The sequence below is a fragment of the Bifidobacterium miconis genome (assembly GCF_019331735.1).
In the GTDB taxonomy this organism is placed as follows: Bacteria; Actinomycetota; Actinomycetes; order Actinomycetales; family Bifidobacteriaceae; genus Bifidobacterium; species Bifidobacterium miconis.
The window spans coordinates 1-14,744 of the sequence record NZ_JAHBBH010000032.1 but is presented as its reverse complement, the minus strand read 5'-3'; the positions used below and the strand labels follow the sequence as shown (position 1 = coordinate 14,744).

Annotated in this window: 10 protein-coding genes; 4 read left to right on the top strand and 6 right to left on the bottom strand. The window is 66.1% G+C overall.

The genetic code is table 11. From position 1 onward, the window contains the following. Positions 1 to 22 precede the first annotated feature (22 nt). The 4 genes from KIH79_RS09845 to KIH79_RS09830 all read right to left on the bottom strand — a co-directional run bounded on the left by KIH79_RS09845 (position 23) and on the right by KIH79_RS09830 (position 6,173). The gene (locus tag KIH79_RS09845; protein ID WP_219059216.1) at positions 23 to 1,336 is read right to left on the bottom strand and encodes an ABC transporter substrate-binding protein; all 1,314 of its coding nucleotides are present in this window, start codon (positions 1,334 to 1,336) and stop codon (positions 23 to 25) included. Between the two features lie 327 nt (positions 1,337 to 1,663). Further along, positions 1,664 to 2,692, bottom strand: a complete 1,029-nt coding sequence (locus KIH79_RS09840; RefSeq protein ID WP_219059215.1) for a glycoside hydrolase family 43 protein — start codon at positions 2,690 to 2,692, stop codon at positions 1,664 to 1,666. 159 nt (positions 2,693 to 2,851) lie between these two features. Then, positions 2,852 to 3,910, bottom strand: coding sequence for a LacI family DNA-binding transcriptional regulator (locus KIH79_RS09835; protein WP_219059214.1), 1,059 nt, complete (start codon positions 3,908 to 3,910; stop codon positions 2,852 to 2,854). 133 nt (positions 3,911 to 4,043) lie between these two features. Beyond that, entirely contained in the window at positions 4,044 to 6,173 is a 2,130-nt protein-coding gene (locus KIH79_RS09830) for a family 43 glycosylhydrolase (protein WP_219059213.1), read from the bottom strand. A gap of 133 nt (positions 6,174 to 6,306) precedes the next feature. Here KIH79_RS09830 and KIH79_RS09825 point away from each other — a divergent pair, with 133 nt between their 5' ends. From KIH79_RS09825 to KIH79_RS09810, 4 genes are all read left to right on the top strand, one after another. Then, positions 6,307 to 7,905: a glycoside hydrolase family 43 protein gene (locus KIH79_RS09825; protein ID WP_219059212.1), complete on the top strand. Its 1,599-nt coding sequence runs from the start codon at positions 6,307 to 6,309 to the stop codon at positions 7,903 to 7,905. 20 nt (positions 7,906 to 7,925) lie between these two features. Further along, a complete protein-coding gene (locus tag KIH79_RS09820; RefSeq protein ID WP_219059211.1) occupies positions 7,926 to 9,662 on the top strand; it encodes a glycoside hydrolase family 43 protein in 1,737 nt (578 codons plus the stop codon). A 625-nt stretch (positions 9,663 to 10,287) separates the two neighbouring features. Next, positions 10,288 to 11,376, top strand: a complete 1,089-nt coding sequence (locus KIH79_RS09815) for a nucleoside hydrolase (RefSeq protein WP_219059210.1) — start codon at positions 10,288 to 10,290, stop codon at positions 11,374 to 11,376. A 113-nt stretch (positions 11,377 to 11,489) separates the two neighbouring features. Next, positions 11,490 to 13,175 (top strand): DUF805 domain-containing protein, encoded by a 1,686-nt coding sequence (locus tag KIH79_RS09810; protein WP_219059209.1) that lies wholly within the window; start codon positions 11,490 to 11,492, stop codon positions 13,173 to 13,175. Positions 13,176 to 13,270: 95 nt separating this feature from the next. On the opposite strand, the gene KIH79_RS09805 is transcribed toward KIH79_RS09810, so the two are convergent. Further along, complete coding sequence (locus tag KIH79_RS09805; RefSeq protein WP_219059208.1) at positions 13,271 to 14,311, bottom strand: hypothetical protein; 1,041 nt, start codon at positions 14,309 to 14,311, stop codon at positions 13,271 to 13,273. A gap of 105 nt (positions 14,312 to 14,416) precedes the next feature. Next, a partial coding sequence (locus KIH79_RS09800; protein ID WP_219059207.1) for a histidine phosphatase family protein occupies positions 14,417 to 14,744 on the bottom strand: 328 nt, incomplete at its 5' end.

Here is a 14,744-nt window from a genome sequence, read left to right as displayed (position 1 = left end):
TTGCTACCGGCCGCCGCCGTGCTTACTCGGCGTATTCGTCGAGGTAGCCCTGGATCTTGGACTCGGCCTCGTCGAGCAGCGACTGGATGTCGTCGTCGGTGCGGGTCGTGTTGGAGGTCAGGGTGTCAACGGTGGCGGAGATGTCGCCGAAGCCGCCCTTGAGGCCGGCGATGGCGATGTGCGAGTTGGCGGTGTACTGCGAGATCTTGGCGATCAGCGGGCGCTTGGAGAGCTCGTCCGCGGTGACGGTCTTGTTGTTCGGCGGGTAGGCGGAGCCGAGGGACCACTTCACCTGGTTGTCGTGGTTGTTGTAGAACTTGAAGAACTCGTAGATGCCGGGCAGCTTGGCGGAGTCGCCGACCTGCGAGGTGACCCACCAGTACAGGCCGGTGGAGCCGGTGTTGGAGCCGGTGGAGCCGTCGGAGTACTTGTAGGTGCCGTCACCGTCCGGAACGGCGAAGGTGTCGTGGTTGATGCCCTTGTCGGTGGCCGCCTGGTCCTCCCACGGGCCGACGATCACCATCGCGGACTGGCCGGATTCGAAGGATTCGCGGGCCGCGGTGTCGTCCATGCCGGCGACGGTGTAGCCGCCCTTGTAGAACTCGCGCATCTTCTCGAGGAAGGCCTTGTTCTCCTTGGAGTTGATGGAGACCTTGCCGTCGGTGGTGTACAGGCCGGTGCCGTTGCCCTTGAGGAAGGAGGCCCAGCCGAGGTCGGACAGGGCGATGCCGTACTGGGAGCCGTCGGACTTGGTGAGCTTCTTGGCGACTTCGAGGAGCTGGTCCCACGTGGTCGGGATGTCCTTGTCGGTCAGGCCGGCGGCCTTCCACATGTCGGTGTTGTACCACACGGAGGTCGGCGCGTAGCCCATCGGGACGGCGCACTTCTCCTTGGTGCCGTCGATGTCGAAGGTGATCTGGTCGACGACGTTGTCGAGATAGTTCTCGGTCTCGTACTTGGAGTCCTCATAGAAGTCGGAGACGCACTGGAAGGTGCCGTCGATGGACCAGCCCTGGCCGTTGTCGGCGCCGGTGGTGACGAAGTCCGGGCCGTCGCCGGAGGAAACCTTGGTGACCATCGTCTCGCCGATGGTGCTCCACGGCTGCAGCTGGGCGTCGATCTCGTACTTGTCCTGGGACTTGTTGAAGTCGTCGACGATGGACTCCAGCGTCTTGCCGTCGGCCTCGGAGAAGCCGTGCCACATGGTGATCTTCACCTTGCCGTCAGCGGTCTTCTGCACGTCGCCGCTGCCGCCGGTGGAGCCGCAGCCGGCCAGAGCCATGCCGGCGGCCAGCACCGCGGCGGTCGCCGCGACGAGGTTCTTCTTGATGTTCATGGGTTTCCTCCTTGTTCTCCTGGTTTCCCAAGAAATTTGCGTCGTTGTTCGCGGGCGGTCAATCAATGACGGACCTTGGTTTTGTGGTCAACACCGTTGTTGTGTTCACCCTGAGCTCCAGCGCTCGTTTACAACGTTGGAATTTATTATAGCGCTTTTTCTATCGTTGTACAAATTGCTTGACACGCCGAAGAAAAGGCTTGATTCCGCCGTTTTCAGCTTTTCCGCCAACTCAAAACAGCGAACGGGTTCGATTTTTCTTGCTCTCGTGGAAGGGTGCCGTCCCGGCGGATGGGCGCAGGACGGCACCGAGGGAGCCGAATGCCGTCAGGCCGCCTCGACCTGCACCGGGGTGCCGGCGAGTTCGCCGCCGTCGGCCGGCAGCACATCGGTCGAAGTCGGGGTCCACAGATTGTCCGGCTCGGGAACGCCGAAGTCGGGGGTGCCGTCCTCGTTCCAGCGCACCACGCCGACGCGGGCGTGCCGGTTCGGGTCGAACAGCGGGTCGCCCTTGATCTCGGTGTAGTTGCGGGCGTGGTAGATCATCAGATCCTCGGAATCGTCCTCGGACTTGGTGAACGAGTTGTGGCCGGGGCCGTACTGGCCGTTCTCGGCGCAGGTCTTGAACACCGGCACCGGGCTCTTGGTCCAGCTCGCCGGGTCCAGCAGGTCCGAGCCGCGCTCGGCGGTCAGCAGGCCGACGGCGTACGGCACGCCGGTGCCGGACGCGGAGTACGTGATGAAGATCTTGTCGTCGTGGAACAGGAACGCCGGGCCCTCGTTGACGAGGAAGTCGATGCACTCCCAGTCATATTCGGGCTTGGAGAGCATGACCGGGTCGGCGGCGAGCGTCCACGGGTTCTCCATCGGGGCGATGTACAGGTTGGAGTTGCCGGGGATGTCCGGATCGTGCTGGGCCCAGACGAGGTACTGCACGCCGTCGATCACCTCGGTGGTCGCGTCGAGCGAGAACGAGCTGACGGGCGTGACGATCTGGCCCTTTTCCACCCAGTTGTCGGTGGTCGGGTCGGCGTCGGTGTTCTCGAGCACGAACATGCGGTGCGTCGGCATGCCGGACGCCTCGAATTCGGTCTCCGCGCCGGCGAAGTAGATGTACCACGCGCCGTTCACGCGGTGCAGTTCGGGGGCCCAGATGTACTTGCTGCACGGGCCGGACTCGTGCTTGCGCCAGACCACGGTCTCCGGGGCCTGCTGCAGTTCGTTGATCGTCGAGGCGTGACGGATGGCGATCTTGTCGTATTCCGGGTCGGACGCGGTGAACCAGTATTCGCCGTCCACCTTCAGCACCCACGGATCCGCACGCTGGAGCACGATCGGATTGTTGTAAACAGCCATTGTTTCCTCTTTCTGCAATCCATGCGGCTCAGTATTTACATCGTTGAATATATCAAATTTACAACGATAGAACAAATCGGCGTTTCCTCAATCGTTTCAAACCCCATGGAAAGCCCTCCGACGACGATATGGGGCCGGCAACGCCGCCGGCCCCATATGTCACAGCGCGCGCGTGGAGTCGCGCACCACCAGCGTGGAGGCCACCTTGCGGAAGATCGGGTCCGGCGAGTCGTTGCCGAGCGGGTTCTGCCCGGCGATGCGCTCGTTGAGCACGCGCACCGACAGGCGCGCCACCGCCTCCAGTCCGGGGGAAATCGACGAGAGCGCCGGCGACAGATACTGCGAGTCGTCCGAATTGTCGAAGCCGATCACGGAAATGTCCTCCGGAATGCGCAGGCCGCGCATCTGGATCGCGTGCATCGCGCCGGCCGCGAGCATGTCGTTGAGCGCGACCACGCCGTCGGGCTTCGCGCCGGAGTCGAGCAGCGCATTCATCGCGTTCACGCCGTCGGTACGGTGCCACATCTTCGACGGCACCACCAGCGACGGGTTGTACTCCGCACCGGCCTCCTCGAGCGCCTCCTTGTAGCCGCGCAGACGCAGCGCGGCGGAGCCGACCGTCTCCCCCGGATGCGTGCCGATCACGGCCACGCGCCGGCACCCGGACTGCAGCAGGTACTGCGTGGCGTGCTTCGCGCCCTCGATGTTCTCGGTGGCGATATGGTCGAACCGGTCGGTGAAGATGCGCTCGCCGACGAGCACCATCGGATATTCGAGCTTGAGGTCCTCGACGTCCTCGACGGCCAGTTCCAGCGGGCTGTAGATCAGGCCGTCCATCATCGACTGCTGGGAGCCGAGCAGCACGTCGAACTCGCCCTCGCGCGAATACAGCGTCGGCTCGACGATCACGCGCAGGCCGACCTTCTTCGCCTCCTCGATCACCAGCGACGACAGCTGCGCGAAGTACGGCATCTGCAGGTCCGGGATCGCCAGACCGATGATGCCGGTGCGGCCGCGGCGCAGGTTGCGCGCGGACACGTTCATCACGTAGCCGAGCTCCTCGATCGCCTTGTTGACCTTGTCGCGCGTCTTGTCGGACACGAACTGGTAGTCGTTGACCACGTTCGAGACGGTTTTGATCGACACGCCGGCCGCCTTGGCGACCTCGCGCATCGTGACGACGTGGCCATCTCCCTTATCCGCTGTTGTTGCCACCATGTTTGCTCCATATTCTGTTCTCGTCATCGGCGTCCCCTCCTTGGGACCCTTGGGACTCTCCGCAGAGCAAGACGCCATTGTCACTACACAATAGCCCCCGCGCCGGCACGACGGCCGGCACGGGAACCCGAGGTCACCGGACGGCGACCTCCATGCTCACCTCGGCGTATGCCGGGGCAAGCTCCTCATCGCTGGCCATGTCAAGGATCGGCATGCCCTCGGCCGACCAGTGGACGCGTCGCACCTGCGCGTCCCGCCCGCCGTACCGGCCGTTCTCATATTCCGCATTGTGGAACACGTAGATGAGATTGCCGTCCTCGTCATGCGACCACATGCCGTGGCCGGTGCCGAGCTGCCAGGCGCCGTTGTAGACGCCGGACTTCTGCAGCGGGTAGTCGAGCTTCGTCCACACGGACGGGTCGGTCAGGTCGGCGCGCACGCCGGCCGGCGCCGTGACCAGGCCAGTCGTGTAGTCGATGCCGACCAGCGATCCGGAGTAGATCAGGAAAATCCGGCCGTCGTGCACGAACGCGTTCGGCCCTTCCGCGATCATGTTGTCCCACGCGAACTCCGGCACGACGATCTGCGTCGGCTCGCCGGTCAGACGCGCGGGCCGCTCCGGGTCGAACGGCGCGATCCACACGCTGCCGACCTGCTGCCACGCGTAGTACCAGCGGCCGGAGTCGACGATCACGGTCATGTCGAGCGAAATGCGCTGCACCGGGTTGAGGATGCGCTCGCCGGGCCCGAGGATCGGCTCGGGCACGGTCCAGTTGGCCGGATCGCGCGGGTCGAGGTCGCGCCCGTCCGCATCCTGCTTCAGCTGCATGATGTGGCAGCGTCCGGTCCACATGTCCGGCTTGCCGGCGCGGTCGTTCGCCGAACCGTCCGGGTTCGTCGGCTCGCCGTCGAAGCACGGCATGAACAGGACGGACAGCTTCCCACCGATCACATGCAGTTCGGGAGCCCAGAAGCAGCCGGTCATCGCGCGGCCCTCGCTGTTGCGGTCGCCGCAGCGGAGCAGGTCGATCTCGCGTTCGCGGCCGCCGGCCTCGTCCGACAGTTCCATGATCGACGACGCAACGCGCAGCGGCATGTGCGTGCGGCCTCCGTTCGGGTCGACGCAGTTGCCGTCGGTGTCGTCGGTCGCGATGAACAGAAACAGCGGCTCGCCGTTGAAGTTCCACGCGAACACGGACGGGTCGGCGCGCTCGACCGCGAACGGGACGGGATAGACGGTCTGGCGGACGCGGCCGTCGATGCGGCGCGTCTCGCCGGGTTTGAGTCGGCCGGCGGCAGCGTCGTCGGCGAGCGCTGCCAGCTGGTCCGCGTTCCAGTCGACGGCGCGGTTCGCGACGGAACCGTCGCTGTAGCGCAGCGCGGCGGTCGCGTTGCCGAGCGTGCGCACCGCGTCGCGCGCCTCGTCGCCGCGCAATGCGGCGGGGACGGCGAACTGGCGGACGGATGCGCTGGTGTTGTAGACGCGGCCGAAGCGCGCGATGAGCGCCGCGGCCTCGGTTTCGGTGACGTCGATGACGTTGCCGGCAACGATCGGGCCGAGCGCGGCGGACGCGACGGCATGAGCCGCGTCCGCGTCGTCACCGGCGGTCGCGTCGACGTCGACGTCGCCGACGGCGAGCGGCGCGGCGTTGGCCGCGGCGATGATGTCGGCGACGGACGCGACGTGCGGGCTGCCGGCGTCGTCGCACCAGCGGACGACGTAACGGCGGGAAATCTTGTCGTAGTCGACGGCGGGGCGGTTGACGCCGTCGGCGGTGTCGAGGCGCACCATGCCGAGCTGCGTGTAGGAGCGCAGGTCGTGGCTGACGGCGAGCAGGAACGACGAGCGTTCGGAGCCGTCCGGCTCGCCGCCGCGGGCGGTGCGCGTCGCCGCGACGCCGAAGCGACCGTCGAGCAGGCGGAACAGGTACGGGTGCTTCAGGCTTTTGAGCTCGATGTCGACTCCGGGCATCACCGCGCCGTATCGCACCGCGTCACTGGCGGAGGCGGATTCCCGGCCGGGCGCCGGCTCCCCCGCGAATTTCGCGGCGGCGGTGCATGCGCGGCGGGCGGCCTCCGGCACGTTTTCGCGGGGCACGGCCGCGGCGAAGAAGATGCCGTAGTTCTCGTTGAGGGGCGTCCAGTCGCCGGTGGCGCGCGAACGCAGCGCCAAGTGCATGCTCAGCGCGATGTCCTCGTTGTTCGCCTCCTCGCGTGACGACGGCACGCGCGTGTAGCACAGCAGGGAGTAGGAACCAGACATCCTTCGTCCTTTCCGGTTCGACATATCGTTTACATCGATGTATAGTGTACCTCGTATTACATCGATGTACAAACCGGAACGGCACCGCGTGCCGCCCTCAGCGCCCATCGCGCACACCAAGGAAGGAAAAGCCATGAACGGAAGCCATCATCTGCTGCGCAAGGCCGCCGCGGCCGCGCTCAGCGCCGTCATGCTCGTCGGCGCGCTCGCCGGCTGCTCGTCGTCGTCCAACGGCGCGGCCCAATCCAACAACGGCACCTCCAGCCAGACCGCAGCCGCAAGCAGCACCGACATCAAGCGTGGCGAATCGCACGACCCGTCCATCGTCAAGGCCAACGGCAAGTACTACATCTTCGGTTCGCATCTGGCATGGCTGAAAAGCGACGACCTCGTCAACTGGACCAGCTTCAAGAACAACCTGAGCACCGACTACGAGAAGGTCTTCGCCGACATCTGGACCAACTGGTCCAAGCAGTCCGCCAACCCGGACGTCAAGGGCAACATGTGGGCGCCGGACGTGTTCTGGAACGAGACCATGAACAAGTGGTGCATGTACATGTCGATCAACGGCGCGAACTACCGCTCCGCGATCGTGCTGCTCACCGCCGACGACATCGAGGGCGACTGGACGTACGTGGGCCCGGTCGTCTACTCCGGATTCGAAAAGGTGAACGCCGCCAAGACCGACGTGTGGAAGGTGCTCGGCGAGGGCGCCGACCTGACCCGCTACACCTCGCAGACCGACACCGGCATCAATGCGATCGACCCGAGCGTCAAGCAGGACGACAACGGCGACATCTGGATGACGTTCGGCTCGTGGTTCGGCGGCATGTGGATGTTCAAGCTCGACCCGAAGACCGGCCTGCGCGACTACTCGACCAAGTACGAGACGGTCGCCAACCAGTCCGACGCGTACTACGGCATCAAGCTCGGCGGCGGCTTCGGCAACTCCGGCGAGGGCTCCTACCTGCTGCACACCAACGACCACTGGTACCTGTTCGCGTCCTACGGCAACCTGCAGCAGACCGGCGGCTATCAGGTGCGCATGTTCCGCTCCGACAAGATCACCGGCCCGTACGTCGACGAAAAGGGCAACACCGCGGTCAGCACGCGCGCGATCGGCAACAACTGGCAGAGTGAGGTCGGCGTGCGCCTGATGAGCTCCATCCAGTGGAGCGGCAACGACAACTCGCACATCGAGGTCGCGCAGGGCCACAATTCGGCGTTCGTGGACGACGACGGCACCACGTACATCGTCTACCACTCCCGCTTCTCCGACACCGGCGAAATGCACCAGGTGCGCGTGCGCGAGCTGCTGCCCACCGCCGACGGCTGGCTCGTCGCCGCGCCGTACGAATACACCGGCACCAAGGCCGCCGACACCAAGTACGACGCCAAGAACGTGGCCGGCGACTACGAGTTCGTGATCCACGAGCAGAACACCTCGTTCAAGGGCCCGAAGAAGGTCAACGAGAAGAACAGCACCGACTACCGCGGCGTCAACAAGCCCGTGAACATCACGCTGACCGAGGACGGCAAGGTGACCGGCGACAAGACCGGCACGTGGAAGCTCGACAAGTCCGACGGCACCGGCGACGTGACCATCACGCTCGACGGCGTGGAGTACCACGGCGCGTTCGACAAGCTGCCGCGCGACAAGGAGGACCGCAAGGACGTGATGACCTTCTCCGTGATCGGCGACAACCTGTGCGCCTGGGGATCGCAGAAGTAGCGGACGGCAGGGAGCATCGCATGGATTCGCATACCGTCGCGCCGTCCGCCGCGGCCAACGCAGCAGCGGCCGGCACCGCACCGCACGGGCCCGCCATCCACGACCCGGCCATCGTCGAGGAAAACGGCACGTACTACCTGTTCGGCACCCACCGCAAGTGGGCGCGCAGCCGCGACCTCGTCCACTGGGAGCCGTTCGAGAACAACCTGAGCCGCGATCCGGAACGCCTGCTCGGCGACATCTGGAGGGCATGGCCGCAGCAGCCGGAGAATCCCGATCTGCGCGGCAACACGTGGGCTCCGGACGTGATCTGGAACGACGCGATGCGCAAGTGGTGCATGTACCTGTCGGTCAACGGGCACGACTTCCGCTCGGTGATCGTGCTGCTCACCGCCGATCATCTCGACGGCGACTGGACGGTCGTCGGACCGGTCGTCTACTCCGGATTCGGCCCGGACAACGTCGACGCGACCGACGTGCCGCGCGTGCTCAGCGACGAGGAGGCGCACGGCGACCTCGCCCGCTACCGCTCGCTCAAGAACACGCGGATCAACGCGATCGACGCCGCACCGATCCGCTGCGACCACGGCGAAATGTGGATGAGCTTCGGCTCGTGGTTCGGCGGCGTCTGGATGTTCAAGCTCGACCCGAACACCGGCCTGCGCGACTATGCGACGCGCTATCCGCTCGTGCCCGACGCCTCCGATCCGTACTACGGCGTGAAGGTCGCCGGCGGCTACTGGAATTCGGGCGAAGGCTCGTATTTCGTGCATCATGGCGGCTGGTGGTACCTGTTCATGTCGTACGGCTGGCTCGGCCGCACCGGCGGCTATCAGATCCGCCTGTTCCGCTCGCGCAACCTCGTCGGCCCGTACGTCGACCAGAACGGCAATCCGGCCATCTCCAACGGCGAGATTCCGGACAACCAGACCAAGGACACCGGCGTGCGGCTCACGTCGTCGGTACGCTGGAGTGGCGGCCCGGTCGACGACGCCGACGTCGAGGTCTCACAGGGGCATAATTCGGTGCTCACGCGCGCCCGCGACGGCCGGCTGTTCCTCACGTACCACACGCGCTTCGCCGGCCGCGGCGAAAACGACTTCGAGGCGCACGTGCGCGAGCTGCTGCCCACGGCCGACGGCTGGCTCGTCGCCGCACCGTACGAATACCGCGGTTCGGTCGCGCTGCCGCCGTCCGCCGCGCTCGACGCCGCGGCATCCGCAACAGCATCTTCTGCAACATCCGCGGCATCATCCGCCACGGCATCCGCTGTATCATCCGCCGCATCATCCGCCGCGGGGAACGGCGCCGTCTCGGCCGCCGCATGTCCCGCGTACGCCACGGATCGCGCCCATCCCGCGCGTCTGGCCGGCGACTACGAGCTCGTGCGGCACGATCCGCACACGTACTTCGACGGCACGCGCGACGCGGACGGATCATGGCACGGCGTGAACCGGCCGGAGACGATCACGCTGCAGCCCGACGGCCGCGTGACCAGCGGTGGACGGATCGAATTCAGCGACACCCCGGGCGCGGCCCCGCGTCCGACCGACGGGCCGATTTCGCGCGGATCGTGGCGCATGCTCGGTGCCGCTCCGGCCGGCGTGCGCTGCTGCGACAGCGACGTGGCGATCACGATCGACGGAATGACGTACACGGGCGTGTTCGCCGTGCTGCCGCGCGAGTCCGACGGCCGGCCGACGCTCACGTTCACGGCGATCGGCGGCAACCGGACGATCTGGGGATCGCGGGTGTAGGGCGGGCGGCCCAGCCATCCCCCACCCGTCGAATCCAACTGTCAAATCCAGCCAAGTTCAACCGATTGTGGGCATAGACAGGCCACTGCGAGCCGTTTTTTCGCCTGTACGTGACCCGTCTATGCCCACGATTGCGTAAATGTACCGTTTATGACCACGAACTGTAAGGCGTCATGTACCGTCTATACCCACGACCGGGGAGACCGTGGCCGGTTATGCCCACAATGAGGCGGACTGCAGAACTGTCTAGACTCTGTCGGACTTAATGTGACGGGTTCCGACTACCCCTCAGTCACTGCGTGACAGCTCGTCCTGCAATTATGGACGGGCTGCACCCGCGTTGCACTGGCTCGCCTGACGGCTCGCACGTTGCCTACAAACAGCTCTGCTGTTTGCTTCACGGCAACGTCCTGACAAGGGGAGCCGAGAAAATAAAAACGCCGCAATTAAAGCCCGACAAAACACTAGTTTCAGCGGATGGTCAACCATGTCTCGGGGCATGGTTGACAGGCTGCCGAGCAATGCACGGATATTACCGCAGGTATCCACCGGCGAGTAGGATGAATATCGTTTACTACAACGCTGTATATAAGTCGTGAAGCCACAACGGAACGAGGTAATCACCATGGCGCCAATCAACGAACACAGCAGCAACAACGTCGACGGCCAATCATCGACCCAACCGGCAGACGAACGGACATGGCGGCCGAACACGAGCCCGTGGCTGGGCGACGGGCCGCGGCCGGCCGCATGTCGCGTCATCATCGACAACGACTTCGCCGGCGACCCGGACGACCTGTTCCAGCTCGTACATCACCTGCTCTCGGAGTCGGTCGACATCCGGCTCATCGTCTGCTCGCATCTGCGCCACGGCGACTTCATCGGCGGCTCCGACACCACCGCCGCGAACGGGCGCGCGCGCATCGAGCGCATGTTCGGGCTCATGGGACTGCGCGACTACGACGGCCTGCTCGTCACCGGATCGGAACTGCCGCTGGCCGACGCGACGACCGCGCAGCGGGGCGAGGCGTGCGAGGCGATCGTGCGCGAAGCAATGCGCGACGACACCGACCTGCCGCTGTACTACGTGGCCGGCGGTGGCGTGACCGACCTGATGAGCGCATGGCTGGTCGAGCCGCGCATCGCGCAGCGCATGACAGTCGTGTGGATCGGCGGGCAGGAGTATCCGGGACTGGCCGAACCGCCGCTGGGCCGGCCGGTACGCGAGTACAACGCCGAAATCGACCCGGTCGCGGCGCGGATGCTGCTCGCCGGCTGTGATCTGCCGCTGTGGCAGGTGCCGCGCAACGCCTACCGCCAGTGCCTCGTCTCGACGGCGGAACTGGCCGCGAACGTGCTGCCGTGCGGCGAGCTGGGCCGGTATCTGTGCGGGGAAGTCGACAACATCCGATTCCACGGCGAGCGTTACTGGACGAAGCCGACCGGCGCGTACTGCCTCGGCGACTCGCCGCTGGTAAGCCTGACCGCGCTGCTCACGCCGTGGGATACGGCGCCGGCGTCGCATGGGTGGGTCGCGATCAAGCGGCCGACGTTGGACGCCGACGACCGGCCGGGTCCGATCGAACCGGTGAGCGAGGCGGACGCGCAGGCCGGGCGCGGCATCCATGTGATCACGCAGGTCGACAACCGGCTGCTGTTCGGCGACCTGTTCGCCAAACTGCGGTTGTTCGACGCGTGGCGCTCGGGACAGTAGGCGACGTTAGGCGACGGGCCGCGCGTCAGGAACCGGGCAAATACGGACGGGGCGTCGGGTTTGTGGAAGAATGAGGGTGTGAACGTCATCATTCCAGCGAAGGGAGCGAAACGATGACCGATGCCAACAACAATCCCGACGGCAGCCCCAATGAGCCGCATGTGCCGGCGATTCCGGACATTCCCGGCGTCGGGTCTCTGAGCATGCCGGACATTCCTGATTTGAGCGCGGAAACCCTGTACGATCAGACGCCGGAGCCGAGCGCGCATGCGACCGACGCGGCTGGTTCGACCGATTCCTCAGCCCCGGCTGGTTCGACCGGTGTTTCGGAAACTTCCGCGGCGGCCTCGCCGTTCGGCGGTTCCTCCGTGACACCGTCGGCTCCGGCGTCGGACACCCCCGCGACCCCGTCCGATCAGACCGATTACGCGGCTCCGTCCGAGCCCGCCGCCGAGCCGGCGCAGCCGTCTGCGGACTCACAACCGGCCACGGTTCACGGTCAGGCACCGTACATTCCGCCGACCACTCCGGTGCAGCCGGCCGCACAGCCGGCCGCGTCAGCGACTTCGCAGACTCCCGATGCGGGCGCCTACGCACAAGAACCGTATGATCAGTCGAACTACGGCCAGCAGCCGTACCAGTCGCCGGAACCGGCCGCCGACTTCGGGCAGACGCCCTCGACACAGACCCAGGCTCCGCAGTACGGTTCGGCCAATCCGTACGGACAGCCGGGCTCGCCGGCCAACCCCTTCGCGGCGCAGGGCGAGCAGCCCGCATACGGACAGTATGCGCCGGCCGGTCAGCCCGCATACGGTCAGCCGGACTACGGGCAGGCAGGACAGCCGGTGTACGGTCAGAGCCAGCCCGAGTATGGGCAGGCCGCGCCGGAGTACGGGCAGAACGCGTACGGTCAGGGCCAGCCGGGCTACCAGCAGGCGGGCTATCAGATGCCGCCGCAGGGCGTGATGCCGCAGTACGGCATGCCCGCGAGCGGTCCGGGCGCGGGCGTGCCCTACGGGGTGCCGCCGCTGAACAAGCCGTATTACGGCTGCCCGTTCCCGGAGGCGTTCCTGCGCTTCTGGAAAAAGTACGCCACGTTCAAGGGCCGCGCGTCGCGCAGCGAGTTCTGGTGGTGGATGCTGGCGTCGTTCGCGATCAGCTTCGTGCTGAACATGTTTTCGGGCGCGACCGACGATCACGCGTCGTTCCTGGTCGCGATCTGGGATCTGGCGGTCCTCGTGCCGACGATCGCGCTGAGCGTGCGCCGCCTGCACGATACGAACCGTTCCGGCAAACTGCTGATCCCGCTGTACGTTGTGCCGGTCATCGGCTGCATCATCATGATCGTGGGCGGAGGTGCCACGTTCGTCGGCATGCTCAGCGGCTACGGCAGCGCCTACTACGGCTACGGTTACAGCCACGGCTTCGGCATGACGGCCGGCGGCGTGATGGCTCTGCTGTTCGGATTCCTCCTGACGATCATTCCCTGCATCATCTGGATCGTGTTCATGGCGCAGGCCAGCAAGCCGGAGGGCGTGCGCTTCGACGACGACTATCAGCCGTATCCGCCGACGGGCCCGCAGTACGGTCAGCCGTACGGACAGCCGGGTCAGCCCGGTGCGTACGGCCAGCAGGATCCGTATGGATCGGCATACGGCCAGCCCGGCCAGTATGGTCCGGACGCGTACGGACAGCCCGCGCAACCCGGTCAGTACGGACAGCCTAGCCAATACGGCCAGCAGCCGCAGAATCCGTACGGCAACGGTAACGGTAACGCGCAATATCCGCAGCAGCAGTAGGCATCGGCCGGCATGACAAAACCACAGGAGCCGCATGGGATCATTCCCATGCGGCCCTTTACGTATGTATGGGCGGCGCCGGAACGGTGCTGCGCTCAGAGCTCGACTTCGGGCTTGGAGGGGTCGTCCTTGATGTGGGCGAACTTGGCGGCGAGCGCCTCCTTGTTCTTGCGCTCGTCCTCCTCCTTGGCGCGGCGCTTGGCCTCGTCGGGGTCCCAGGTCACGTCGTCGTAGTGGCGCTTCCACTCGTTGACGGCGATCGGCGCGATTGCGTCCGCGGTGGCCGTCAGCGTGCCGGCATCGCCCGCGCCGCCGGCCGCGGCGGCCGCGCGCGCGTCGAGCAGCGCCTGATACTGCGCATCGCTCAGGCACAGGCGCGGCACGGCCATCTGCTCGCGCAGTTCGTTGACGAACAGGATGACCGGCAGCTTGGCGACGGCCGCCTCGCGCGATCCGGGTTCGGCCGCGAGCGTGCCGTCGATCGCCGCGAACAGTCCGTCGCAGATCACGAGCGCCTGCGCGAAGCGATGGGTCAGCCCGTCAACCAGTTCGGGGGAAACCGCGACGTCGGATGATTCGGTTGCCGATTCGCCTGCGGATCCGACGGCGGCGATCCCGGCGGTATTCGCCCCGGCCACGTTCACCGCACCGGCGTCTCCGGCCGCGTCAGCAACCCCGGCTGCACCTTCATCCTCCGCAACAACCCGCTCGACTTCCGACAACGCCGCCCGCAGCGCATCGACAGTCGCGGACGGCCAGACCACGCCCATCGCGTCGGCCGCGTCGAACAGGACGTTCGGGTCGCGGTCGTCGCGGTAGCCGACCATCGTGTCGTAGGCGTCGTTCGCGGCGAGCAGCGCGTCGACGATCTCCTGCGGACGGCCGGGGATCTCATCCGCGCCTTCGTACACGAATTCGGCGTCGGGCACGGTCACGTCGTCGCCGGTCGTGACGCGCGCGATCGTGCGCGTAAGGCGCACCTGCAGATTTTCCGCGTATTTCGCGTCGTTGTCCATCTGCTTGGCGTCGGTGAGCGGCCACAGCGCGATCAGCTGCGCGCCGGCTTCGGCCGCGGCGCGCACGCCGGGCAGCGCGGCCACGCGCGCGACGGCATCGTCATCGATTGCAAACCCCATATTCGCTCCTTTGCATAACGTTTCCGCAGCGCCTCCCGCCGTCCGGCCAACCGCATCGACACGCGGCCGGGCGCGGGGCATACTGCTCCGTCTACCATTGTCGCGCTACTGCACGTCGGCCGCGGGGTCGACGTACGTGATTGACATCACATTGCCGGTCGCGCAGTCGTACGTAACGGACGTGACCGACGCGAGCGCGGTCTTGCGCAGGAACATCCAGTGTTCCGGATGTCCGGTTTCGAGCAGGTGCCGGTACGACCAGATCGGCGATTCGTGGCTGACGACGACGATCTGCTCGCCAGGATGCTGCGCGACCTTTTCGCGCGCGAACTCGCTCATGCGCGCGGCGATGGAACGGTACGATTCGCCCCAGCTCGGCTTGTACAGGTTGAGCACGAGTTTCCAGTTGCCGTTGCGCCACAGCGCGCCTTCG

Bases quoted from the DNA above. Each gene is read 5' to 3' on its own strand.
- KIH79_RS09845 (WP_219059216.1), bottom strand. From the start codon at position 1,336: ATGAACATCAAGAAGAACCTCGTCGCGGCGACCGCCGCGGTGCTGGCC.
- KIH79_RS09840 (WP_219059215.1), bottom strand. From the start codon at position 2,692: ATGGCTGTTTACAACAATCCGATCGTGCTCCAGCGTGCGGATCCGTGG.
- KIH79_RS09835 (WP_219059214.1), bottom strand. From the start codon at position 3,910: ATGGTGGCAACAACAGCGGATAAGGGAGATGGCCACGTCGTCACGATG.
- KIH79_RS09830 (WP_219059213.1), bottom strand. From the start codon at position 6,173: ATGTCTGGTTCCTACTCCCTGCTGTGCTACACGCGCGTGCCGTCGTCA.
- KIH79_RS09825 (WP_219059212.1), top strand. From the start codon at position 6,307: ATGAACGGAAGCCATCATCTGCTGCGCAAGGCCGCCGCGGCCGCGCTC.
- KIH79_RS09820 (WP_219059211.1), top strand. From the start codon at position 7,926: ATGGATTCGCATACCGTCGCGCCGTCCGCCGCGGCCAACGCAGCAGCG.
- KIH79_RS09815 (WP_219059210.1), top strand. From the start codon at position 10,288: ATGGCGCCAATCAACGAACACAGCAGCAACAACGTCGACGGCCAATCA.
- KIH79_RS09810 (WP_219059209.1), top strand. From the start codon at position 11,490: ATGACCGATGCCAACAACAATCCCGACGGCAGCCCCAATGAGCCGCAT.
- KIH79_RS09805 (WP_219059208.1), bottom strand. From the start codon at position 14,311: ATGGGGTTTGCAATCGATGACGATGCCGTCGCGCGCGTGGCCGCGCTG.